This is a genomic window from Streptomyces sp. NPDC033136 (assembly GCF_055578235.1).
Map to the genome: position 1 here is coordinate 103261 of NZ_JBVIPD010000006.1, position 22654 is coordinate 125914.

Here is a 22654-nt window from a genome sequence, read left to right on the forward strand (position 1 = left end):
GCATGGTCGGCCTCGGCACCTGTGTCAACGGACTCGGTAGGGTTCGAGGGGTGCCTCAGATTTCAGAGAAGATCCATGAGCTCACGGTCGGCCAGCTCGCGGCGCGCAGCGGAGCCGCCGTTTCCGCCCTGCACTTCTATGAGTCCAAGGGCCTGATCAGCAGTCGTCGGACGGCGGGCAACCAGCGCCGCTACACGCGTGACACGCTGCGCCGGGTCGCGTTCATCCGGGCCGCGCAGCGGGTCGGTATCCCGCTGGCGACGATTCGCGAGGCGCTGGCGGAGCTTCCCGAGGAGCGCACGCCGACTCGGGAGGACTGGGCGCACCTGTCGGAGGCCTGGCGTTCGGAGCTGGACGAGCGCATCAAGCAGTTGAACCGCCTCCGGGACCACCTCACCGACTGCATCGGCTGCGGGTGTCTGTCCCTCGACACGTGCGTCCTGTCCAACCCGGGGGACGTGTTCGGTGAACGGCTGGCTGGTTCGCGCCTGATGGTGGAACGCGAGGGTGGGGGCGACGCGTAGCGGTTGCGCGGGTGGGGTGGCGGTGCGCTGCCGGCGTCTGCCGCGTGTCGCCTGTCGCCGGGTGATGGGTCGGGGCCGCGCCGGGGGTGTCCGTCCTCGGAGCGGCGCGATGGGGTCTTCAACTGCTGGGCGCTGGCGCACCTGGCCGGCGCCCCGCGCGGCCGGCGTCTATCCGCCCCCGTGCTCGATCAGCGCCGCCGCGACCAACTCCGCGTTGGAACCAGCCCGGTGCCCGTCCGGCAGGACCAGCACATCCTCCAGCCCGACCCGCGTGGCCAACCCCAGCCTCCCCGCGAGCCGCAGCACCGGCCACGCGCCCCCGTCCTCCCCGTGCAGCAGGACAGGGCGACCGTGGGCGGCGCCAAGGCCGGACAGCAACGCCCGGGCGGATTCCACCGCACTCGACGGGTCGGTGTCCGTCACCTCGGCCAGGACCCGCAGCACCTTCGGCCCCAGCGGCGAGGCGGCGAACCGCTCCGTGCCGTCCGTCCCGGACCAGACGCCGGCCTCCACACCCACCCCGAGACCGAGGAGCAGGGCGGCGACCTCCTCCGCCCCGGGCTCATGCCAGTTGACCGAGGCGTGGTCGGGCAGGACGGTCCAGCCCCGTATCCGCTCCAGCCTGGCGGCAGGGTCCGGCTCGGCCCACGCCCCCGTGGTCACACCCACCGGCACCGGCACCCGCGCCCGGATCGCCGACAACGTCACCGCGAGCACCCGCGGCGACAGCGTGTCCCGCCCGCACGGCGTCTTGGGATGGACATGGATGTCCGTGGCCCCGGCCGCGACGGCGTCGGCGGCGGACTCGGCCATGGATTCGGGCGTCAGCGGCACCGCCGTACCGTCGGCGGCGGTCCGCGGACCGTTCAGACACACCTGCACCATGCCGACGATGGTGTCAGGCCCCACCGACAGTGGGGGTGCCGCATCCCCGGCGCCCCCCGCGCACCCGCGTCCGTCAAGCCGACACCAGCAACCTGGCCCGCCTGGCGTCCGCCAGGGCCTCGGGGGTGAGTACGGGACGCGGTACCAGGATTCCGCAGTCCACGCAGACGGGACCCGCCGAGGGCTCGTGGTCCAGGCCGTACCTCCAGGTGAGCTGCGCACCGCCGCACACCGGGCACTCCGAGCCCGGTTCGCGCTCCAGCGCGGCGATCAGCCGGCGCAGTACCTCGGCCAGCGGTTCACGGGGGTGGACCGCCGGATCGTCGCACCACGCCACACCGAACCCGCCCCAGGTCAGCCGGTGCCAGTCGTCCACGCTGCCCGGCCTGCGCAGCCCGTCGTGCTTCTCCTTCTTGCGGCGCTCGGCGAACTCGACCTCGTAGGCCAGCCAGACCGCCCGCGCCTCCTCCAGTTCGTCCAGTGCGGCCACGAGCCGCACCGGATCGGGGGAGCGGTCCTCGGGACCGAACCCTGCCCGGGAGCACAGGTGGTCCCAGGTCGCCCTGTGCCCGTAAGGGGCGAACCTTTCAAGGCACTTGCGCAGCGAATACCGTCGCAAGGCCAGATCGCACCGCGGATCGCGGACCTGTCTCGCCAGACTTCGGAAACCGGCCATCGTCCTGCACCTCCGTCACACCTGCACCTGAAATCCGGTCACTTCGGCGTCGTCGTAAGGACGTCGTCGAATAGACGTATCGACAAGCGAATCGGCTCCATCCGATTTCAAATGGCCTCCATAAGCCCTCCGAAGAGGCTCGCGTGTCGACTCCCCCGGTCCGTGTGCCTGTTGTGCTGACTTCCGAAAGTGACGCTTGTTCATCTTCAATCGTGGGGATACCGGCGGTAACGCCCCGCCCACCCCACGGGAGGAACCCCCATGCGCCGGCGTCACCCACGCACCCTTCTCGGCAGAATGAGAACTCCCCGCGGAATCCCCGGGTTCCTGAAGACCGCTTCGGTATGCGCCCTGATCGCAGGTCTCTTGTCGCCGCTTGCCCCCGCCGCCGCCTCGGAGACGGAGACCGCGCGGGTCGCGGCCGCCCCGAACGACCATTGCGGCAACCAGTGTTCGGACATCCTCCCGCCCGGTCAGAACGGCAACGCCACCCTCGCCCAGATCCTTCTCAACCAGGCCTTCGGCACCCAGCCCGAGCACGCCGACGACCAGCTCGGGCCCTATGCCGGCCTCGCCAAGGGCTACACCGGCCTCACCAACGACAAGATCAACACCTTCTTCAACGACGCGTCCTTCGGGGTGCCCGCCGATCAGGTCGCCTCCACCGTCAGACCCGCCGGGCGAGACGACGTGACGATCGTCCGGGACAAGAAGACCGGTGTGCCGCACATCACCGGCACCACCCGCTACGGCACGGAGTTCGGCGCCGGCTACGCGGCCGCCCAGGACCGGCTGTGGCTGATGGACGTCTTCCGGCACGTCGGGCGCGGACAGCTGACGTCCTTCGCGGGCGGCGCGCCCTCCAACCAGGGCCTGGAGCAGCAGTTCTGGCGGCACGCTCCCTACACCGAGGCCGATCTCCAGGCACAGATCGACAACGTCGCCGCCACCAACGGCGAGCGCGGCGAGCAGGCCCTCGCCGACGCCAGGGCCTACCTCGAAGGCATCAACGCCTACATCGACGCCTCCGACAAGGGCCGCTACTTCCCCGGCGAGTACGTCCTCACCGGGCACAAGGACTCGGTCACCAACGCCGGGAGGATAGAGCCCTTCAAGATCACCGACCTGGTCGCGCTGGCCTCGGTCATCGGGGCGCTCTTCGGCTCCGGTGGAGGCGGCGAGGTGAACAACGCGATCTCGCTCCTGGCCGCCCAGGAGAAGTACGGCGTCACCGAGGGCACCAAGGTCTGGGAGTCCTTCCGGATGCGCAACGACCCGGAGGCCGTCCTCACCCAGCACGACGGCAGCTTCCCCTACGCCACGAGGCCGGACACCCCGCAGGGGACGGCCCTGCCCGACGCCGGCTCGGTGAAGCCGGAGCCCCTCGTGTACGACCGCACCGGCAGCGCAGCCACCGCCGGCGCCACCGGCGCGTCCCGCGAGGCGGCCGAGGCGGCCCTGTCGTCCGCCAAACGCGGCATGTCCAACGCCCTCGTGGTCAGCGGCGAGCACACCGCATCCGGCCACCCCGTCGCCGTGTTCGGCCCGCAGACCGGCTACTTCGCCCCCCAGCTGCTGCTGCTCCAGGAACTCCAGGGCCCGGGCATCAGCGCCCGCGGCGCCTCCTTCGCGGGCCTGAGTTTCTACGTCGAACTCGGCCGCGGCCAGGACTACGCGTGGAGCGCCACGACCTCCGGCCAGGACATCATCGACACGTACGCCGTCGAACTGTGCCAGGACGACTACCACTACCTCTACCGCGGCACCTGCACGCCGATGGAGAAGGTCGAGCAGAAGAACGCCTGGAAGCCGACCGTCGCCGACGGCACCGCGGCCGGTTCGTACACGATGCGGGTGTGGCGCACCAAGTACGGGCCCGTCGACCACCGCGCGACGGTCGGCGGCAAGAAGGTCGCCTACACCACCCTGCGCTCGTCCTTCCTGCACGAGGCCGACTCCATCATCGGCTTCCAGATGCTGAACGACCCCGGCTACGTCAAGGGCCCGGAGGACTTCCAGAAGGCGGTGCAGCACATCAACTACACCTTCAACTGGTTCTACGCCGACTCCGAGCACACCGCGTACTACAACAGCGGCGACAACCCGGTGCGCGCCACCGGCGTCGACGCCGAGTTCCCGGCGTGGGCGCGGCCGGCGTACGAGTGGCGCGGCTGGGACCCGGCGACCAACACCGCCGACTACACCCCGCCCTCCGCCCACCCCCACTCCATCGACCAGGACTACTACATCTCCTGGAACAACAAGCAGGCCGAGGACTACGCGACCGCGCCCTGGGGCAACGGCTCCGTGCACCGCGGCAACCTCCTCGAGGACCGGGTCAGGAAGCTGGTCCAGCGGGGCGGGGTGACCCGGGCCGCGCTGGTGCGGGCCATGGCGGACGCCGGGATCACCGACCTGCGGGCGGAGGACGTCCTGCCCCGGCTGCTGAAGGTGGTCGGCAGCGCGCCGGTCACGGATCCCGCCGCCGCGGCGGCCGTGAGCAGACTCCAGGCCTGGGTGGCGGCCGGCGGCAAGCGCACCGAGACCACGGCCGGCTCCAGGAAGTACGCCGACGCCGACGCGATCCGCATCCTGGACGCCTGGTGGCCGCTGCTGGTCAAGGCCGAGTTCCAACCGGGCCTCGGCAGCGAGCTGTACACGGCCATGACCGCCAACCTGCCCGTCGACGAGTCCCCGTCGGCCGCGCACGGCCCGACCGGCTCGCACGCCGGAAGCTCCTTCCAGTACGGCTGGTGGAGCTACGTCGACAAGGACATCCGGGCCGTCCTCGGCGAGCAGGTGAAGGGCCCCCTGGCCCGCACGTACTGCGGCGACGGCAGCCTCGGCGCCTGCCGCGACGCCCTCCTCGCCACCCTGAAGGAGGCGGCCGGCAAGACCGCGGCTCAGGTCTACCCCGGCGACGACGTGTGCCCGGCGGGCGACCAGTGGTGCGCCGACTCGATCAGCCACCGCACCCTCGGCGGCATCAAGCACACCACCATCAGCTGGCAGAACCGGCCGACCTACCAGCAGGTCGTGGAGTTCACCTCGCACCGGTGACGCGCGGTGGGCGGCGGGTCAGCGGATGCGGCCCGCCGCCGGCACCAGCCGGGCCGGCTCCTCGTGCGGGACGTCGCTGAGCGCGCCGGCCGGCGGGCCGTCGCGTCCGGCCACGTGGCCGCGGCGCCGTTCACGCACCCCGGGGCGGGGGCGGTCCCGCCTCCGGGGCCTCGGCGAGGGGATGCGCGCGTGCCCGGCACCGCCCGCACCCGCTGCATGGCGTGGAGCCCGAAGCGTCCGGCGCACCGCGGTGCTCACGCGGGCCGCCGCCGAGGCCCGGTGATCATCTCCGGTTCGCCGTCAGCGGTAGAGAAGGTACTTCCGCCGCATCCTGCGGAAGGCCGCCAGCTCGTCCTGCCACCCGGCGACGACCTCGTCGGTGTCCGCGCCGGCGTCGATCATCGTGCGTACGCGCGTGCTGCCGGTGAGCTTGTCGATCCAGTTGTCCGGGCGCCAGGCGAAACCGCTCCAGACCCGCTTGGCGGTCACCAGCAGGGCGATCCCCGTGCGTACGGGATCGAAGGCGGCCCGGTCGTGCACATGGACCTGCACACCGCCGATCGTCCTGCCCTGGAACTTCGAGAAGACCGGCGCGAAGTAGGCCTCCCTGAAACGCACTCCCGGCAGGCCGAGTCCGTTCGCCTCGGCGGCCCAGCGCCGGTCGATGCCCTCCGCGCCCAGCAGTTCGAACGGCCGGGTCGTGCCCCGCCCCTCCGACAGGTTCGTGCCCTCGAACAGACACGTCCCCGCGTAGACCAGGGCGGTGTCCGGCGTGGGCATGTTGGGGCTCGGCGGCACCCAGGGCAGTCCGGAGGCGTCGTAGAACGCCGAGCGCTTCCAGCCCGACATCGTGACGGTCTCCAGCGGCACGGGCTCGGTCAGGAACTCCCCGTTGAACAGCCGCGCCAGCTCGGCGACGGTCATGCCGTGCGCCTGGGAGATGGGCTGCCGTCCGACGAACGAGGCGAACTCCCTGTGCAGGACGGGACCCAGGGCCGCCCGTCCGGTCACCGGGTTGGGCCGGTCCAGCACCACGAACCGCTTCTCCGCGAGCCGCGCGGCCTCCATGCAGTCGTACAGCGTCCAGATGTACGTGTAGAAGCGGGCGCCGACGTCCTGGATGTCGAAGACGACCGTGTCCACGCCGGACGCGGTGAAGATGTCGGCGAGCGGGCGGCCGCTCTTGAGGTACGTGTCGTAGACGGGCAGGCCCGTCGCCGGGTCGTCGTAGCGGCCCTCGGAGCCGCCGGCCTGGGCGGTGCCGCGGAAGCCGTGCTCCGGGCCGAAGACGGCGGTGAGGTCGACGCGGTCGTCCGCGTGCATGACGTCGACGATGTGGCGCACGTCCCGGGTGACGCCGGTGGGGTTGGTGACGATCCCGGTCTTCCGGCCGTCGAGCAGGGCGTAGCCGTCGCGGGCGAGGCGTTCGAAGCCGGTGCGCGGTCCCCGGTGACGCTGGGTCGCGGCGACGGGTGTGACGGCTGCGGCGGGTGCGGCGGACACGGCTGCCGCCGTGGCCGCGGTGAGGACGGCTCGTCGTGAGGGGCGCATGCGGTGACCTCCTTGAGGGAGCGGGACCGGTCGGCATGGGCACGGTATGTGCTCCCTCCGGCCCTGGGGAGCCTGCGGGCCGGTTGCGGCTCGGCCGCCCCCACGCGGGTGAGCCGCACATGGGTTCCGCCCCGCGCCCCTTCCGGGGCGTCGCCGGAGCATCCCTTCCCTGGTACATACCGACCGGTTAGTCTGACGCTGTTGCAGAGCCGCGTCTAAGGAGACCGATGGTGGGTGCCTTTCAAGGGTCCGGGGTCGTCGTCACGGGGGCCGGGAGCGGAATCGGGGCCGCGCTCGCCCGGCGCTTCGCCGCCGAAGGGGCCCGGGTCGTCGTCAACGACCTGGACGCCGGGCGGGCCGAGCTCGTCGCCGACGAGATCGGGGGGACCGCCCTGGCCGGCGACGCCTCGGCGATCGTCGGGGCCGCCCGGGACGCGCTCGACGGGAACGTCGACGTCTACTGTGCGAACGCCGGTGTCGCCTTCGAGGGCGGGAACGCCGACGGGCCACTGGACGAGACGGCCTGGGCCGCCTCCTGGGACGTGAACGTCATGGCGCACGTCCGGGCCGCCCATGCGCTGCTGCCCGACTGGCTGGAGCGAGGAAGGGGACGTTTCGTCTCCACCGTGTCCGCCGCCGGGCTGCTCACGATGATCGGCGCGGCGCCCTACGCCGTCACCAAGCACGGGACGCTCGCCTTCGCCGAGTGGCTGTCCCTGACGTACCGGCACCGGGGTGTGAAGGTGCACGCCATCTGCCCGCAGGGCGTGCGCACCGACATGCTGGCCGCCACCGGCAGCGCGGGCGACCTGGTGCTCCAGCCGACCGCGATCGAGCCGGAGGCCGTGGCGGACGCCCTGGTGAAGGGCATCGAGGAGGACCGGTTCCTGATCCTGCCGCATCCCGAGGCCGCCGCCTACTATCAGGCCCGGGCCGGTGACCCCGACCGATGGCTGACCGGCATGAACCGCATCCAGCAGCAGTGGGAGAAGAACCGGTGACCGAATCCCGTTACGCAGCCAAACCCTGGTTGGACCTGCTGAGCGACGCCCAGAAGGGCGCGATCAGCCCCGCCGGCTCCCTCGTGCACGCCCTGCGCCGGGCCGTGGCCGAGACGCCCGGCAGCGACCTCCTGGCCTACTTCGACGGGCGCCTGACCTACCGGGACGTCGACGAGCTCAGCGACTCCGTCGCCGGGCACCTCGTGGCGCGCGGACTGGAGCGCGGCGACCGGGTCGCGGTCCTGCTGCAGAACTCCCCGCACTTCGTGCTCGCCGTGCTCGGCGCCTGGAAGGCGGGCGCGGTCGTCGTGCCCGTCAACCCGATGTACAAGTCGGGCGAGGTGGCCCACGTCCTGCGGGACGCCGAGGTCGCCGCGCTCATCTGCTCGGACCGGGCCTGGGAGTCGTACCTGCGTGAGACGGCGGCGGACTCGCCCGTGCGGGTCGTGCTCACCGGATGCGAGCTGGACTTCCAGACGCGCGGCGACGCGCGCGTGCTGACCTTCGAGCGGCTCCCGCAGGCCCCGGACGCGGACGACCTGGAGGCCGTGGCGCGGGCCGGGCACAAGGCGCCCGGGGACCGGGACCCCGCCCCCTCCGACCTCGCGCTGATCAGCTACACCTCGGGCACCAGCGGCACACCCAAGGGCGCCACCAACACGCACGCCAACATCATGTACAACGCCGAGCGGCAGCGCACGGGCCTCGGCCTGCCCGAGCGGCCCGTGTACTTCGCGCTGGCGCCGCTCTTCCACATCACCGGCATGGTCTGCCAGTTCGGCGCCTGCCTGAACAGCGGGGGCACGCTCGTGCTCGCCTACCGCTTCGAGCCGGGCGTGGTGCTCGACGCGTTCGCCGAGCACCGGCCGCACTACACCGTCGGCCCGTCCACGGCCTTCATGGCGCTGGCCGCCCACCCGTCCGTCACCCGCGACCACTTCTCCTCCTTTCGGGTGATCTCCTCCGGCGGCGCCCCGCTGCCGCCCGCGCTGGTGGAGAAGTTCCGGGCGGGCTTCGGGCCGTACCTCCGCAACGGCTACGGGCTGACCGAGTGCACCGCCCCCTGCGCATCCGTGCCGCCCGGCTTGGAGGCGCCCGTCGACCCGGTCTCCGGGACCCTCGCCGTGGGCCTGCCCGGCCCCGACACAGTCGTACGGATCGTCGACGACAGCGGCGACGAGGTGCCCTTCGGAGAGCAGGGCGAGATCGCCGTCCGCGGCCCGCAGGTCGTGCCGGGCTACTGGCGGCGCCCCGACGCCACCGCCGAGACCTTCCCCGGCGCCGAACTGCGCACCGGCGACATCGGCTTCATGGACGAGCGGGGCTGGCTGTACGTCGTCGACCGCAAGAAGGACATGATCAACGCGTCCGGCTTCAAGGTGTGGCCGCGCGAGGTCGAGGACGTGCTCTACACGCACCCGGCGGTACGCGAGGCCGCGGTCGTCGGCGTACCCGACGGCTACCGCGGGGAGACCGTCAAGGCGTACGTCAGCCTGCGTCCGGACGCTGCGACGGACCCGGATGCGCTCGCCGCCTACTGCAAGGAGAGACTGGCCGCCTACAAATATCCGCGCCAGGTGGAGATCCTGCCGGACTTGCCGAAGACGGCCAGTGGGAAGATCCTCCGTCGGGAGCTTCGTTCCCGGACGCGCGGCAACTGACAGCTGAACGGAAAGGCAGGTGGCGGCAGTGCCCAGGACCACGGACTCGGACGGCACTCCCGTCCCGCAGCGGCTCCTGGCCGCCGCCACCCGGCTCTTCGCCGAGCAGGGCTACGACCGCACCTCGGTGCAGGAGATCGTCGAGGCGGCCGGTGTGACCAAAGGGGCGCTGTACCACTACTTCGGCTCCAAGGACGACCTCCTGCACGAGGTGTACGCGCGGGTGCTGCGCATCCAGCAGGAGCGGCTGGACGCGGTGGCGGGCGCCGACGAGCCGGTGGAGAAGCGGTTGCGGGCCGCGGCGGCGGACGTCGTGGTGACGACGATCGACAACCTCGACGACGCGATGATCTTCTGGCGGTCGATGCACCATCTGAGCCCGGAGAAGAACAAGCAGGTGCGTGCCGAGCGGCGGCGCTACCACGAACGCTTCCGCGCGCTGATCGAGGAGGGCCAGCAGTCGGGCGTCTTCTCCCAGGCGACTCCGGCGGACCTGGTCGTCGACTACCACTTCGGCTCGATCCACCACCTGTCCACGTGGTACCGCCCCGACGGCCCCCTCACGCCCCAGCAGGTCGCCGACCACCTGGCCGACCTGCTGCTGCGCGCCCTGCGCCCGTAAGGACTTCCGGGCACCCGGCCCGTCCGGCGTCTTGAGGCCGAGGCCGTTCAGGCCGTTGGGGGCCAGGGCGGCGGGGGCGACGAACCCCCACCGCCCGCGCCGCGTCAGAGGTACCGCTTCAGCTCCCGCCGGGCCAGCGACCGCTGATGCACCTCGTCCGGCCCGTCCGCGATCATCAGCGTCCGCGCCGCGGCGTACAGCTCCGCCAGCGGGAAGTCCTGGCTCACCCCACCCGCCCCGTGCAGCTGGATCGCCCGGTCGAGGATGTCCACCACCGCCCGCGGCGTCGCGATCTTGATGGACTGGATCTCGGTGTGCGCCCCCCGGTTGCCCACCGTGTCCATCAGCCACGCGGTCTTCAGCACCAGCAGACGCAACTGCTCCACCGTCACCCGCGCGTCCGCGATCCAGTTGTGCACCACGCCCTGCTGCGCCAGTGCCTTCCCGAACGCGGTCCGCGACACGGCCCGCCGGCACATCAGCTCGATCGCCCGCTCCGCCATGCCGATCAGCCGCATGCAGTGGTGGATCCGCCCGGGCCCGAGCCGCGCCTGCGCGATGGCGAAACCCCCGCCCTCCTCACCGATCAGGTTCGCCACCGGCACGCGCGCGTGGTCGAAGACCACCTCGGCGTGACCGCCGTGGTAGTGGTCCTCGTACCCGAACACCCGCATGGCCCGCTTGACGGTGACGCCCGGGGTGTCGCGCGGCACCAGCACCATCGACTGCTGGCGGCGGATGTCCTCGCCGTCCGGGTCGGTCTTGCCCATCACGATGAAGATCTTGCAGTCGGGGTGCATGGCCCCGGAGATGTACCACTTGCGGCCGGTGATGACGTACTCGTCCGTGCCGTCGGAGGCCCGCTCGATATGCGTCGTGATGTTCGTGGCGTCCGAGGAGGCCACCTCCGGCTCGGTCATCGCGAACGCCGAGCGGATCTCGCCGGCCAGCAGCGGCTCCAGCCACTGCTTGCGCTGCTGCTCGTCGCCGAACTGTGTGAGCACCTCCATGTTGCCGGTGTCGGGTGCCGCGCAGTTCGTCACCGTCGGCGCCAGCTGCGGCGAGCGGCCCATGATCTCGGCGAGCGGCGCGTACTGGAGGTTGGTGAGCCCGGCCCCGTACTCGGAGTCCGGCAGGAAGAGGTTCCACAGGCCCTGCCTGCGGGCCTCGGCCTTCAGTTCCTCCACCACGGGCACCGTCTCCCACGGCGAGGCGAGCCGGGCGCGCTGCTCGTCCGCGACCGCCTCGGCGGGGTAGACGTACTCGTCCATGAAGGCGAGGAGTCTGGCGCGCAGCTCTTCGGTGCGCGCGTCGAAAGCGAAGTCCATACGGATCAGCCCTCCTGGAGGCCTTCGTGAAGCGTGGTCAGTCCGTGCCGGACGAAGACGGGCACGAGGTCGCCGATGCGGTCGAAGCCGAGCCCGACCGTCTGGCCCAGCGTGTAGCGGTAGTGGATGCCCTCGAGGATCACGGCGAGCTTGAACCAGGCGAACGCCGTGTACCAGGAGACGGCCAAGACGTCGCGCCCCGAGCGCGCGGCGTACCGCTCGATGAGTTCGGACGGCGCCGGATGCCCGGGGGCCTCGGCGGTCGTCGAGACGGGCGACTCGGGCATGCCCAGCGGCATGCTGTACATCACCAGCAGGCCGAGGTCGGTGAGCGGGTCGCCGAGCGTCGACATCTCCCAGTCGAGGATGGCCCTGATTGAGTCGTCCTCGCCGATCAGCACGTTGTCGAGCCGGTAGTCGCCGTGCACCACGGCGGGGGCGGGGGAGTGGGGCAGCTCGCGCCCGAGGGCGGCGTGCAGCTCGTCGATGCCGTCCAGGTCGCGGTTGCGGGAGGCGTCCAGCTGCTTGCCCCAGCGCCGCAGCTGCCGGTCCAGGAAGCCCTCGGGCCGGCCGAAGTCCGCCAGACCCACCTCGCCCGGGTCGACCGCGTGCAGCTCCACCAGCGTGTCGACCAGGTTCAGCATCGCGCCCCGGGTGCGCTCCGGGCCGAGCGGGACGAGCTGGTCGGCCGTGCGGTAGGGGGTGCCGTCGACGAACTCCATGACGTAGAACGGCGACCCGAGCACCTCCTCGTCCTCGCACAGCAGCACCGGCCGCGGCACCGGCACGGCGGTCGGGTGCAGTGCGCTGATCACCCGGTGCTCGCGCTTCATGTCGTGCGCGGTGGCCAGGACGTGACCGAGCGGGGGCCGTCGGACGACCCAGCGGGAGGCGCCGTCGCAGACCGCGTAGGTGAGGTTCGACCGTCCGCCCTCGATCAGCCGGCCGGACAGCGGGCCGGTCACCAGGCCGGGCCGCTCGCGGTCGAGCAGGCCGCGCAACCGGTCGAGATCGAGTCCGGGCGGGTGGTCGGGGCTCATGAATCGCTCCTACGGGCAGGCGAACAGTTCCCGACTCATGATGCCGACCGGTCGGTATGTCGTCCAGAGCGGGACCGAAACGTGATCGGAGCCACGATAGGCCGATCATTCCCCCCGCGGGGCGCCCGGGAGGTTCCTGCCGCTTCGTTCAGGCCATCCGGCTTGCGTGCCGCCCCGCGAACCCGGAAGGTCAAAGCCATGAAGGCCATCAGCTACTCACGGTACGGCGGACCCGAGGTGCTGGCGTTCGGTGAGGTGCGCGACCCGGTGGTCGGCCCGGACGCGGTGCTGGTGAAGGTGCGGGCGGCAGCCGTGAACCCCATCGACTGGAAGGCCCGTGAGGGGTACCTCGACGGGCTCATCGCCCCTGTCTTCCCCGTGGTGCCCGGCTGGGACGTCTCGGGTGTCGTCGTACGTCCCGGCGCCGCCGTCTCGGAGTTCGACGTCGGGGACGAGGTCATCGGCTACGTACGGGAGGACTTCCTCTCCCGCGGCACCTTCGCCGAGTACGTGGCCGCACCCCTGCGCACGCTCGCCCGCAAGCCGCGCAACCTCTCCTTCGAGGAGGCGGCCGGGCTGCCGCTGGCCGGCCTCACCGCCCACCAGGTGCTCACCAAGCTGCTGCGGGTGAGGCGGGGCGAGACCGTCCTGGTGCACGCCGCGGCCGGCGGCGTCGGCTCGATCGCCGTGCAACTCGCCAGCCACCTCGGCGCGCGGGTGATCGGCACGGCGAGTGAGCACAACCACGACTTCGTGCGCGGCCTCGGCGGGGAGCCGGTGACGTACGGCGAGGGCCTCGGCGAGCGGGTGCGCGGGCTGGCGCCCGAGGGTGTGGACGCGGCGTTCGACACGGTCGGCGGGGACGCGCTGAAGGCCTCGGCGAACCTGCTGGCCCCCGAGGGCCGCCTGGTGTCGATCGCCGACAACGGCGTCGTGAACTACGGCGGCCGCTACCACTTCGTCCGCCCCGACGCCGAGGACCTCCTGCGGCTGACGGAACTGGCCGAGCAGGGTGTCCTCAGTGTGCACCTCCACGAGACCTTCCCCCTGGAGCGGGCGGCGGACGCGCACCGGCTGAGCCAGGAGGGCCGGACCCGCGGCAAGATCGTCGTGACGGTGGACTGGGAGAGCGACGGTGAATGAGGCCCGGGGCGTCCTGGGGTCGTCCTAGAGCACGAGTGCCGCCCCGCACACCGCAATCGCCACCGTGCACACCACCGCGGCCGCGGCGTGCCGGGGCGTGAACGCCGCGGGGCTCGGGGTGGCCGCGAGCGTGCGGAGCCGACGGTGGGCGATGAGCAGGAAGCCCAGCCAGAGCACACAGCACAGGGCGCACGCGAGAATCCGGGGCACCGAAAGTCCGCCGTGCAGCGCGGTCCTCACGGCGAGCACGGTGGCCACGGCGCCCGACAGGGTCGTACGCCGCCACGCCAGCCGGGTCCGCTCCGGCTGCAGCCCCGGGTCGCGGTCGGGATCCCGCCGGCGGGCCGCCGGCCCGCTCACCCCTCCCACCCCACGAGCACCACCAGGACCATGGCGACGGCCACGACCGCGACGACCAGGCTCAGCAGCGCCGGGAACCGGGAGACCGGCAGGTCCTCGCCCCGCCGCATGGCCCGCTCGCAGCGTACCCAGTGGTTGACCGCCCGCAGCGAGCACAGCACGCCCGCGGCCAGCAGCGCGAGCGCCAGCCCGACCCGCCAGCCCCAGCGCAGGTCCGGCAGGAACTGGTCCACGGCGAAGCCGCCGCCGATCAGCGCCAGCGCGGTGCGCAGCCAGGCCAGGAAGGTGCGTTCGTTCGCCAGCGAGAACCGGTAGTCGGGCGTATCGCCGTCCTCCCGGACCTCCGCGGGCGCGAACCACAACCGGACGTTCCGTACGAACTCGATCACGTGCGCGACCCTACCCGGCAGCCGCCCCGCCGGGCGTGGCCGGTGCCGCCCGCTACCCGTCGAGGAGGCGGTGGAGCGGATGCCGGCAGCGCTCACGGCCGTCGGCGTGCCGGCGGAGGAGGCTCCCGAGGTGGCGAAGGGGCTGCTGGACCACCGGTACCGGCACGGCCCCGTGTCCGCGCCGGGTGACAGCCCGTTCAGCGGCGGCACCGCGGGGGAGCGCCCGCTGCGCGGTTTCCCGCCCGGCTCGGGGCGGGTGCGCTCAGCTCCCCGAGCGGAATGCCTTGAGCCGCTCGTAGGCCGCCAGTCCGTCCGGCACCCACTCCCAGTCGCCCAGACGCCGTTCCACCTCGTCCTCGGGCAGGAAGTCGTGCCAGGCGACCTCTTCGGCCTGCGGCTGGACGGGCAGCTCGCAGCGCACCTCGTACACCGCCGACCACCAGGACCGGCCCGTGCCGTCGTCGTAGAGGAAGGTGAAGAGGTGGTGTGGGGCCGGCAGGCCGGTCACGCCCAGTTCCTCCTCGGCCTCGCGCAGGGCCGCCGCGTCGTAGGCCTCGCCCGCGCCGACGACTCCGCCGACGAACATGTCGTAGAGAGAGGGGAAGACCTGCTTGGCCGGCGTCCGCCGGTGTACGAAGATCCGGCCCTCGGCGTCCCGGGCCTGGATGAACACGCAGCGGTGCCGCAGTCCCCGGGCGTAGGCCTCGCCCCGGGGGGACTGCCCGACGACCCGGTCGTTCTCGTCGACGATGTCGAGGATCTCGTCAGCGGCACTCATGCCCTCATCCAAGCAGGGCGCGGACCGGGAGCGGGGGAGGGGCCGTCAGAGTGACGCCGGGCTCACCGCGGGCGTGGCGACCCGTGCACGCTCCGGCGCCGTTCCCGTCGGCATCGCCGGATGCAGACCCAGCAGCACGATCCCGGCGACCACGGCCAGCAGGCCGCCGGCCTCCCAGCCGAGCGCCAGGGCGTCGGTCCGCAGCCGGTCGCCCAGGAAGCCGACGCCGCAGATGATCCCGGCGAGCGGCTGGGCCGCGGTCAGAGCGGGCAGCGACTTGCGCAGGGACGCGGTCTCGAAGGCGCTCTGCACGAGGACCAGGCCGGTGACGCCGAGCGCGAGGACCGCGTACGGCTGCCAGCCGGTCATCAGCTCGGCGAAGCCGCCCTCGGTGAACTTCTGCCCGCTGACCCGGGTCAGTGCGTCCTGTACGCCGTACAGCAGCCCGGCGGCCAGGGCCAGCAGTACCGGGCCGGAGCTCAGCCGGCGCCGCTTGCCCCGCGCCGTGAGCAGCAGGGCCAGTCCGATCATGACCCCGATGATGAGCCACTGCCGCACCGGATCGGCCGTCGCGGTGCCGCTCTCCGGTTGCCCCGCCACGATGAACGCCGTCACTCCGCCGGCCAGCAGCAGCAGGCCCGACCAGCCCTGGCGGCCCAGCGGCTGCCGGGTCTGCCTGCGGGACAGTGCGAGCGCGAACAGCAGGTTCGTCGCCAGCAGCGGCTCCACCAGGGAGAGCTCGCCCTGCCCCAGCGCCGCGGCGCCCAGTGCCGTGCCGACCACCATCAGGCCGATGCCGCCGAGCCAGCGCGGCACCTTCACCAGGTCGATCAGCAGCCGGAAGGAGAGGAAGTCGCTCAGCGGGGCACGCTGAGCTGCGTTCTGCTGCAGGACGAAGCCGAAGCCCAGACAGCAGGCGGCGCTCAGAGCGAGCGCCAGAACTAGAACCGACACGCGGTGTACCTCGATCGTCAGGTCGGGTCACGGTTGCGTAAGGGCCGACTGTGCCGGCCGGCTCCGCCCGGCGCGCCCGTACGTCATGCCATCGTCGGGGGCGCTCGTGGGTGACGCTATGACGCACGTCACAAAGGGCGAAACGGGTAAATCGGATGGCGGCCACAGAGTCCCTCCGGCTCCCCTTCGGTCACAGGGGCCTCACGTGCGCCGTCAATTGACGCGTGTAACGCCACGGCGCCCCTTGACGTCAACCGTTGGCGGGGGATTTGCTGTCTGTGATCGGCTCATGGCAGTGCGCACACGCGCGCCCCATCGGTCGCCGTGAGCCGGAACACAAGAAGAGCGCGTGAGGAAGTCCCGCGGTGTCCCCACCCCCGCCTCCCTTCGGCCGTGGCCGCAGACGTACGGCGCAGGCCTTCGACGAGGCCCTCGACGACGCCGAACTCGTGGCCGCGCGCGCCGCGCTGGCGCAGGGCCGATGGCAGAACGCCCGCTCCCTGCTGGTCCACACGGGCGACGACTGGGACCGGCGCGGCCACCGGGTCACTGTCCTCGCGCGGGAGCCGTACTGCGCCGCCTGGGCCCGTGAGTGGCTGCTCGCCGAACCGGAATCGGCCGATGCCCCCACCTTGCTCGCCCTCGCCCAGGTCAGGCGCGCCCTGCACGGAAAGGGCAAACCGGCCCGCGCCCGTGAGGCCTGCCGACAGGCCGCCGACCGCGTCCCCGCCGACCCCACGCCCTGGCTCGGCCTGCTCATGCTGGAGTGCGCGGTCGGCACCGACCAGGACATGGTCCGGACCTTCGAGCAGGTCCGTGGCCGGTACGCCGACCATCACCACGCCCACCACCTGATGGTCGCCCGGCTCGCGGCACGCCGCACGGAGGCCGGCCCGGACCCGCTGCACGAGGCCTACGACTTCGCCACCTGGGCCGCCGAACAGGCACCCGCCGACTCCCCGCTGGCGATCCTGCCGGTCATCGCCCACGCCGAGCGCTACCGCGTCCTGGCCGCCGCCGGGCACGAACCGGCCGACCCGGCCGCCTCGGGCCACTGGACCGGCCGCCGCGCCCGGCAGGTGATGAAGGCCGCCTTCGACTGGTGGCTGGAGTGGGAGCAGGAGGGACACCCGCGGCGGCTGATCGACCTGAACTTCCTCGCCCACGCCAAGGTCTGCGAGGGGCGGGGTGCCGAGGCAGCCGCCCTGTTCCACCGGATCGACCGCTACGCCACCCCGGCGCCCTGGTCGTACCCGGACCGCGACCCGCACACCGCTTTCGCCGCCGCCCGCGCCGGCGCGCTCGGCACGGCCTGACCCCCCGTACCCCACAAGTGAGGACGCCGATGACCACGGACAGTTCGCGCACGAGCACAGCCGCCCCCGGTGGCGACATCAGTACCTTCAAGGGGCAGGAGCGCGCCCTGCGCGCCGACCGCCTCGGCACCGGGGGACTGCTGCTCTCCGTCCTCGCCGCGACCGCCCCGCTCATGGTGGTCGCGGGTGTCATGCCCACCACATTCGCGGTGATGGGCATCGTCGGCCAGCCGCTGCTCTTCGTCGTCCTCGGGACCGTCCTGGTCCTCTTCAGCGTGGGCTACGCCGAGATGAGCCGCCACGTCCACAACGCGGGCGCCTTCTACGCGTACATCTCCCGCGGCCTCGGCGGCACCGCCGGCGCGGGCGCCGCCCTGGTCGCCCTCGTCGCCTACAACGCGCTCCAGATCGGCATCTACGGCATCTTCGGCTTCGAGGTCTCCGGGCTCCTCGCCACCTACGCCGGGATCGAGGTCGCCTGGTGGATACCGGCCCTCGTGGCCGCCATCGCCGTCGGCCTGCTGGGCTGGCTGAAGATCGACGTCAACGCGCGCGTGCTCGGGGTGCTGCTCGTCATCGAGGTGCTCCTCGTGGTGATCTTCGACGTCGCCGCCCTCGCCGACCCCGGCAAGGAGGGACTGTCACTGCACGCCTTCAACCCCGACACCCTCACCGGGGCCGGTGTCGGCACCGCGCTGTGCTTCTGCGTCGCCGCCTTCCTCGGCTTCGAGCAGGCCCCGGTGTACGCCGAGGAGACCAGCCGCCCGCACGTACTGGTGCCGCGCGTGATGTTCCTCGCCGTCGGCGGGGTCGCCGTCTTCTTCGCGCTGAGCAGCTGGGCCCTGACGGTCGCCACCGGACCGGCCGCCATCGTCGGCACAGCCCAGAAGCAGAGCGCCGGACTGCTGTTCTTCCTCACCGAGTCCCGCCTCGGCGGCACCTTCACGGACGTCCTGCACGTACTGTTCGTCACCGGCATGTTCGCCGCGCTCCTCAGCTTCCACAACGTCGTCGCCCGGTACGCCTTCGCCATGGGGCGCGAGGGGCTGCTGCCCGCCGCCTTCGGGCGCACCAGCGGCAGCAGCGGAGCCCCCGGCACCGGCTCGCTGCTGCAGAGCACCGTGGCCGTGGTGGTCGTGATCGCCTTCGCGATCGCCGACGACAAGCCGGCCGGCGACCCGACCGTGCCCGTCCTGCGGCTGTTCACCTGGCTCGGCAACATCGGCGCCCTCGGCGTGATCGTCCTGATGGCGGCGGCCTCCCTGTCGGTCGTCGCCTTCTTCGTCCGCCGCGGCGCCGCCGGCGCCCAGGCCTGGCGTCTGGTCACCTCCGCGCTGGCGGGCGTCGCCCTGCTGGTGATCGCCGGCTACACGGTGAAGGACTTCGAGGTGCTGGTCGGCGCCGGCCCGGACTCCTCCCTGAGCTGGATGCTGCCCGGCGTGATCGGCCTCGCCCTGGCCGCCGGCCTGGTCCTCGGCCTGGTGCTGCGCGCCCGCGCCCCCGAGAAGCACGCCCGGATCGGGCTGGGCAACGAGGCGTTCCAGCTGGACAAGGCGGCGTCCTCCTGACCACGCCCCCGTAAGAAGTGGTTACGGAATTCTGACGAGCACCCGCGATCCCTGTCCCGAAGGGGCCGCGGGTGCTCGAATGGGTGCGTGAACGAGGACGTGGACAAGGGTGTGAGAGAAGACCACCCCGAGGAACGGGGCACCCCGATCGGCCGTCGCGTCTTCCTCGGCACCCTCGCCCTGGGCGCCGCCGGCGTCGCCGCCGCGCCCCCGCTGCAACGCGGTCTGGAGGGCTTCCTCGGCGGCGCCGCCGACAAGGACCCCACGGGCCTGACCGGCCTGCTCCCCAACGGCGGCGGCTTCCGCTACTACTCGGTCGCCTCGTCCGTCCCCCGGAAGAACGCCCGCAGCTACCGCCTCACGATCGACGGCCTGGTCGACCGCCCGGCCACCTACACCCTCGCCGACCTCAGGGCCCTGCCCCAGACCCGCATGGTCCGCGACGTCCAGTGCGTCACCGGCTGGCGCGTCCCCGACACCCCCTTCGAGGGCGTCCGCCTGTCCCGGCTCCTGGACGCCGCCAGGGTCCGCCCCACGGCCAAGGCCATCCGGTTCACCTGCTTCGACGGCACGTACACCGAGAGCCTCACCCTCGACCAGGCCCGCCGCGCGGACGTCCTGGTCGCCCTGCGTATGCAGGACAAGGACCTCGGCCACTCCCACGGCGGCCCGGTCCGCCTCTACGTGGCCCCCATGTACTTCTACAAGTCCGCCAAGTGGCTCTCCGGCATCACCGTCACCGACGAGGTCCGGCCGGGCTACTGGGAGGAGCGCGGCTACGACATCGACGCCTGGGTGGGCCGCTCGAACGGACGGGACGATGAGCCTACGAGCTGAGACACCGTCATCGACGGTCGAGATCCGGCGCTTCAGCACGGCGCAGCGCTGGATCCACCGCGCCACGGCCGCACTGATGGGCGTCTGCGTGGTCACGGCGGCCTGCCTCTACGTCCCCCAGCTCGCCGAACTCGTGGGCCGCCGGGCCTTGGTCGTCACCCTGCACCAGTGGTCGGGTCTGGCCCTGCCCGTTCCCGTCCTGGCCGGCCTCGCCTCCCGCGCTTTCCGAGCCGACCTGGGCCGCATCAACCGCTTCGCCCCGCACGACCGCACCTGGCTGCGCGCCGCCCTGCACTGCGACAGACGCCCCGCGTCCCGCCCGGCGGGCAAGTTCAACGCCGGCCAGAAGCTCTACGCCTCCTGGATCGCCGGTGCCACCCTCGTCATGCTCGGCACGGGCCTGATGATGTGGTTCACCCACCTCACCCCCCTCCTCTGGCGCACCAGCGCGACCTTCGTGCACGACTGGCTGGCCCTCACCATCGGCATCGTCCTGGCCGGCCACATCGGCATGGCCCTGGCGGACCCGGAGTCCAGAAGGGGCATGCGCACGGGCAAGGTGAGCAGCGAGTGGGCGGACCGGGAGCACCCTTTGTGGCGCGGGTAGGTTGCCCAGGGGCGCGGGGAACGCGGACAACCACGAACGGACCCGCACCCGCACCCGCACCCGCCCACGACGACAACCCCCTACGGCGCCGAGGCGAAATCCAACAGCACCTTGCAAGCCCGGCTCCGATCAGCGGCCGGCGCGAACGCGGACGCGGCGTCCGCCACCGGAACCACCGCACTGATCAGCCCGTCGAACGCCGGCTTCACCGCCAGCAGGGCCAACGCCTCGTCGAACTCCGCGTCGAACCGGCACGTCCCCCGCAGCTCGATCTCCCGGCTCACCACGAGGTGCCCCGCGAACCGACTGTGCCCGGGCGGCAGCATCCCCACCTGCACGACGACCCCGCCCTGAGCCGTCATCGCCGCGGCACTCCTAGATCACGAGGGACAACAGAAGGACGATGCCGCCGGCGACCACGGAGATGATCGTCTCCATGACCGACCAGGTCTTGATGTTCTGGCCGACACTCAGCCCGAAGTACTCCTTCACCATCCAGAACCCGGCGTCGTTGACGTGGCTGAAGAACAGCGAGCCGGCACCGATGGCGAGGACCAGCAGGGCGGCGTGCGTGCTCGACATGTCGGCCGCGAGCGGGGCGACCAGACCGGCGGCCGAGACCGTCGCCACCGTCGCCGAACCGGTCGCCAGCCGGATCGCCACGGCGATCAGCCAGGCCAGCAGCAGCGCGGGAATCGCCCAGTCCTCGGAGATGTCCAGCACCATCTGGCCCACCCCGGTGTCGATCAGGGTCTGCTTGAAGCCGCCGCCCGCGCCGACGATCAGCAGGATGCCCGCGATCGGCATGAGGCTCTTCTCGACGAGCGGCGAGATCCGCTCCCTGGAGAACCCGGCGGGCCGCAGCAGCGTGAAGATGCCGACCAGCACCGAGGCGAGCAGAGCGATCATCGGGGCGCCGATGACGTCGAAGACGCGCTGGACCGGGTTCTCGGGGTCGTCCACGACGATGTCGACCAGCGCCTTGGCGAGCATAAGGATCACCGGCAGCAGGACCGTGAACAGCGTGGCGCCGAAGCCGGGCCGCTTGTCGAGCTCGTCGGAGGCGCGCTGAGGGATCATGTTGTCGGGGGCGGGGACGTCCACCCAGCGGGCCGCGTACTTGGAGAACACCGGACCGGCGATGATGACCGTGGGTATGGCGACGAGCACGCCGAGCGCCAGCGTCACGCCCAGGTCGGCCTGGACGGCGTCGATCGCGACCAGCGGACCGGGGTGCGGCGGCACCAGGCCGTGCATCACGGACAGGCCCGCGAGCGCCGGGATACCGATGCGCATCAGCGAGTAGTTGCCGCGCTTGGCGACCATCAGTACCACGGGGATCAGCAGCACGATGCCGACCTCGAAGAACAGCGGCAGCCCGATCACGGAGGCGATCAGCACCATCGCCCACGGCATGGACCGTCCGCCGGCCTTGTCGAGGATGGTGTCGACGATCTGGTCGGCGCCGCCCGAGTCGGCGAGCATCTTGCCGAGGATCGCGCCGAGGGCGATCAGCACACCGACGCCGGCGACCGTGGAGCCGAGGCCGGCGCTGAAGCTGATGAGGACCTTGTCGAGCGGCGCCCCGGCGAGCGCGCCGAGCGTCAGCGCCCCGAGTGTCAGCGCCAGGAAGGCGTGCAGTCTGAACTTGGTGATGAGCAGGACGATGACGGCGATGCCCGCCAGGACGGCGATGCCCAGCTGAGCGTGGCCGGCCGAGGTGATCGGCTCGGGTGCGTCCGCTGCCAGCATCTCGACGCTGAGTCTGGTCACGGTGGGTTCCCTTGCGTTGAGGGGAGAAGGGGAGGGGAGTGGGCCGTCAGGGGATCACTGCACGGGCTCGGGGAGGTCCGCCAGGGCGTGCGCCGCCCGCTCGGTGATCTCCTCCGGGCTGCCCGTGACGTCCACGCCGACCCCCGCCTCGTCCGCCTCCAGGGGTTGGAGCGTGGCGAACTGGGAGTCGAGCAGCGCCGTGGGCATGAAGTGCCCCTGCCGGTGCGACATCCGGTCCTCGATCAGCGCGCGGTCGCCCGTGAGGTGTACGAAGACCACGCCGGGCGCGGCGGCCCGCAGCCGGTCGCGGTACGACCGCTTCAGCGCGGAGCAGCTGACCACCCCGCCGAGCCCGGCACGCCCGTGCGCCCAGTCGCCGATGGCGTCCAGCCAGGGCCGGCGGTCCTCGTCGGTGAGCGGCGTACCGGCCGACATCCTGGCGATGCTGGCCGGCGGGTGGAAGCCGTCGCCCTCGGCGTACGGAACGCCGAGCCGGGCCGCGAGCAGGGGACCGACGGTGGTCTTCCCGGTGCCCGCGACGCCCATGACCACGACGACATGGGGGGTGTTCATCGCTGCCT

Annotated in this window: 21 protein-coding genes and 1 pseudogene; 10 read left to right on the forward strand and 12 right to left on the reverse strand. The window is 72.0% G+C overall.

Annotated features, from left to right (window positions below; genetic code table 11):
• The first annotated feature begins 50 nt into the window (after window positions 1–50).
• Entirely contained in the window at window positions 51–524 is a 474-nt protein-coding gene (soxR, locus tag ACZ5TL_RS13325) for a redox-sensitive transcriptional activator SoxR (RefSeq protein WP_468589660.1), read from the forward strand.
• 168 nt (window positions 525–692) lie between these two features.
• Here soxR and ACZ5TL_RS13330 read toward each other — a convergent pair whose 3' ends face one another.
• Both ACZ5TL_RS13330 and ACZ5TL_RS13335 read right to left on the reverse strand, forming a co-directional pair.
• Window positions 693–1409, reverse strand: a complete 717-nt coding sequence (locus ACZ5TL_RS13330; RefSeq protein WP_468589661.1) for a 3-keto-5-aminohexanoate cleavage protein — start codon at window positions 1407–1409, stop codon at window positions 693–695.
• 73 nt (window positions 1410–1482) lie between these two features.
• On the reverse strand, window positions 1483–2085 hold the full coding sequence (locus tag ACZ5TL_RS13335; RefSeq protein WP_468589662.1) for a hypothetical protein: 603 nt from the start codon (window positions 2083–2085) through the stop codon (window positions 1483–1485).
• Window positions 2086–2346: 261 nt separating this feature from the next.
• Between ACZ5TL_RS13335 and ACZ5TL_RS13340 the strand changes: the two genes are divergently transcribed.
• The gene (locus ACZ5TL_RS13340; RefSeq protein WP_468589663.1) at window positions 2347–5145 is read left to right on the forward strand and encodes a penicillin acylase family protein; all 2799 of its coding nucleotides are present in this window, start codon (window positions 2347–2349) and stop codon (window positions 5143–5145) included.
• A 300-nt stretch (window positions 5146–5445) separates the two neighbouring features.
• Here the strand turns inward: ACZ5TL_RS13340 and ACZ5TL_RS13345 are convergent, their stop codons facing one another.
• On the reverse strand, window positions 5446–6696 hold the full coding sequence (locus ACZ5TL_RS13345; protein ID WP_468589665.1) for an exo-beta-N-acetylmuramidase NamZ family protein: 1251 nt from the start codon (window positions 6694–6696) through the stop codon (window positions 5446–5448).
• Window positions 6697–6923: 227 nt separating this feature from the next.
• Here ACZ5TL_RS13345 and ACZ5TL_RS13350 point away from each other — a divergent pair, with 227 nt between their 5' ends.
• The 3 genes from ACZ5TL_RS13350 to ACZ5TL_RS13360 are packed head-to-tail and all read left to right on the forward strand — an operon-like array spanning window position 6924 to window position 9980.
• Complete coding sequence (locus tag ACZ5TL_RS13350; protein WP_468589666.1) at window positions 6924–7697, forward strand: SDR family oxidoreductase; 774 nt, start codon at window positions 6924–6926, stop codon at window positions 7695–7697.
• Complete coding sequence (locus ACZ5TL_RS13355) at window positions 7694–9358, forward strand: class I adenylate-forming enzyme family protein (RefSeq protein WP_468589668.1); 1665 nt, start codon at window positions 7694–7696, stop codon at window positions 9356–9358. Before ACZ5TL_RS13350 ends, ACZ5TL_RS13355 begins: the two co-directional genes overlap by 4 nt.
• 28 nt (window positions 9359–9386) lie before the next feature.
• On the forward strand, window positions 9387–9980 hold the full coding sequence (locus tag ACZ5TL_RS13360) for a TetR/AcrR family transcriptional regulator (protein ID WP_468589669.1): 594 nt from the start codon (window positions 9387–9389) through the stop codon (window positions 9978–9980).
• Window positions 9981–10084: 104 nt separating this feature from the next.
• On the opposite strand, the gene ACZ5TL_RS13365 is transcribed toward ACZ5TL_RS13360, so the two are convergent.
• Window positions 10085–11308 carry an acyl-CoA dehydrogenase family protein gene (locus ACZ5TL_RS13365; RefSeq protein ID WP_468589671.1) on the reverse strand — a complete coding sequence of 408 codons (1224 nt, stop codon included), beginning with the start codon at window positions 11306–11308 and terminating at the stop codon, window positions 10085–10087.
• A gap of 5 nt (window positions 11309–11313) precedes the next feature.
• Window positions 11314–12348, reverse strand: a complete 1035-nt coding sequence (locus tag ACZ5TL_RS13370; protein WP_468589673.1) for a phosphotransferase family protein — start codon at window positions 12346–12348, stop codon at window positions 11314–11316.
• Window positions 12349–12546: 198 nt separating this feature from the next.
• On the opposite strand from ACZ5TL_RS13370, the gene ACZ5TL_RS13375 reads away from it, so the two are divergent.
• Window positions 12547–13491, forward strand: a complete 945-nt coding sequence (locus ACZ5TL_RS13375; protein ID WP_468589674.1) for an NADP-dependent oxidoreductase — start codon at window positions 12547–12549, stop codon at window positions 13489–13491.
• A gap of 24 nt (window positions 13492–13515) precedes the next feature.
• Here ACZ5TL_RS13375 and ACZ5TL_RS13380 read toward each other — a convergent pair whose 3' ends face one another.
• From ACZ5TL_RS13380 to ACZ5TL_RS13395, 4 genes are all read right to left on the reverse strand, one after another.
• The gene (locus ACZ5TL_RS13380) at window positions 13516–13851 is read right to left on the reverse strand and encodes a DUF202 domain-containing protein (RefSeq protein WP_468589676.1); all 336 of its coding nucleotides are present in this window, start codon (window positions 13849–13851) and stop codon (window positions 13516–13518) included.
• Window positions 13848–14240, reverse strand: a complete 393-nt coding sequence (locus ACZ5TL_RS13385) for a YidH family protein (RefSeq protein ID WP_468589677.1) — start codon at window positions 14238–14240, stop codon at window positions 13848–13850. The genes ACZ5TL_RS13380 and ACZ5TL_RS13385 overlap by 4 nt, the downstream gene beginning before the upstream one ends.
• A gap of 262 nt (window positions 14241–14502) precedes the next feature.
• On the reverse strand, window positions 14503–15018 hold the full coding sequence (locus ACZ5TL_RS13390) for an NUDIX hydrolase (RefSeq protein ID WP_468589678.1): 516 nt from the start codon (window positions 15016–15018) through the stop codon (window positions 14503–14505).
• A 45-nt stretch (window positions 15019–15063) separates the two neighbouring features.
• Window positions 15064–15972 carry a DMT family transporter gene (locus ACZ5TL_RS13395; protein WP_468589679.1) on the reverse strand — a complete coding sequence of 303 codons (909 nt, stop codon included), beginning with the start codon at window positions 15970–15972 and terminating at the stop codon, window positions 15064–15066.
• Window positions 15973–16337: 365 nt separating this feature from the next.
• Between ACZ5TL_RS13395 and ACZ5TL_RS13400 the strand changes: the two genes are divergently transcribed.
• From ACZ5TL_RS13400 to ACZ5TL_RS13415, 4 genes are all read left to right on the forward strand, one after another.
• Complete coding sequence (locus tag ACZ5TL_RS13400) at window positions 16338–17288, forward strand: hypothetical protein (protein ID WP_468589681.1); 951 nt, start codon at window positions 16338–16340, stop codon at window positions 17286–17288.
• 29 nt (window positions 17289–17317) lie between these two features.
• Window positions 17318–18856 (forward strand): APC family permease, encoded by a 1539-nt coding sequence (locus ACZ5TL_RS13405; protein ID WP_468589682.1) that lies wholly within the window; start codon window positions 17318–17320, stop codon window positions 18854–18856.
• An 87-nt stretch (window positions 18857–18943) separates the two neighbouring features.
• The gene (locus ACZ5TL_RS13410; RefSeq protein WP_468589684.1) at window positions 18944–19693 is read left to right on the forward strand and encodes a molybdopterin-dependent oxidoreductase; all 750 of its coding nucleotides are present in this window, start codon (window positions 18944–18946) and stop codon (window positions 19691–19693) included.
• Window positions 19677–20300, forward strand: a complete 624-nt coding sequence (locus tag ACZ5TL_RS13415; RefSeq protein WP_468589685.1) for a cytochrome b/b6 domain-containing protein — start codon at window positions 19677–19679, stop codon at window positions 20298–20300. Before ACZ5TL_RS13410 ends, ACZ5TL_RS13415 begins: the two co-directional genes overlap by 17 nt.
• Window positions 20301–20380: 80 nt before the next feature.
• Here the strand turns inward: ACZ5TL_RS13415 and ACZ5TL_RS13420 are convergent.
• The 3 genes and pseudogenes from ACZ5TL_RS13420 to ACZ5TL_RS13430 all read right to left on the reverse strand — a co-directional run.
• Window positions 20381–20653 (reverse strand): annotated as a pseudogene (locus tag ACZ5TL_RS13420) (L-idonate 5-dehydrogenase); the annotation flags it as partial.
• A 22-nt stretch (window positions 20654–20675) separates the two neighbouring features.
• Entirely contained in the window at window positions 20676–22073 is a 1398-nt protein-coding gene (locus ACZ5TL_RS13425; RefSeq protein WP_468589687.1) for a GntT/GntP/DsdX family permease, read from the reverse strand.
• Window positions 22074–22127: 54 nt separating this feature from the next.
• Window positions 22128–22646: a gluconokinase gene (locus ACZ5TL_RS13430; RefSeq protein ID WP_468589689.1), complete on the reverse strand. Its 519-nt coding sequence runs from the start codon at window positions 22644–22646 to the stop codon at window positions 22128–22130.
• Between the last annotated feature and the right edge of the window lie 8 nt (window positions 22647–22654).

Coding starts and splice junctions, on each gene's coding strand:
- ACZ5TL_RS13335 (WP_468589662.1), bottom strand. CDS start 2,085: ATGGCCGGTTTCCGAAGTCTGGCGAGACAGGTCCGCGATCCGCGGTGC.
- ACZ5TL_RS13340 (WP_468589663.1), top strand. CDS start 2,347: ATGCGCCGGCGTCACCCACGCACCCTTCTCGGCAGAATGAGAACTCCC.
- ACZ5TL_RS13390 (WP_468589678.1), bottom strand. CDS start 15,018: ATGAGTGCCGCTGACGAGATCCTCGACATCGTCGACGAGAACGACCGG.
- ACZ5TL_RS13370 (WP_468589673.1), bottom strand. CDS start 12,348: ATGAGCCCCGACCACCCGCCCGGACTCGATCTCGACCGGTTGCGCGGC.
- ACZ5TL_RS13375 (WP_468589674.1), top strand. CDS start 12,547: ATGAAGGCCATCAGCTACTCACGGTACGGCGGACCCGAGGTGCTGGCG.
- ACZ5TL_RS13365 (WP_468589671.1), bottom strand. CDS start 11,308: ATGGACTTCGCTTTCGACGCGCGCACCGAAGAGCTGCGCGCCAGACTC.
- ACZ5TL_RS13330 (WP_468589661.1), bottom strand. CDS start 1,409: ATGGTGCAGGTGTGTCTGAACGGTCCGCGGACCGCCGCCGACGGTACG.
- ACZ5TL_RS13345 (WP_468589665.1), bottom strand. CDS start 6,696: ATGCGCCCCTCACGACGAGCCGTCCTCACCGCGGCCACGGCGGCAGCC.
- ACZ5TL_RS13415 (WP_468589685.1), top strand. CDS start 19,677: ATGAGCCTACGAGCTGAGACACCGTCATCGACGGTCGAGATCCGGCGC.
- ACZ5TL_RS13405 (WP_468589682.1), top strand. CDS start 17,318: ATGACCACGGACAGTTCGCGCACGAGCACAGCCGCCCCCGGTGGCGAC.
- ACZ5TL_RS13430 (WP_468589689.1), bottom strand. CDS start 22,646: ATGAACACCCCCCATGTCGTCGTGGTCATGGGCGTCGCGGGCACCGGG.
- ACZ5TL_RS13350 (WP_468589666.1), top strand. CDS start 6,924: ATGGTGGGTGCCTTTCAAGGGTCCGGGGTCGTCGTCACGGGGGCCGGG.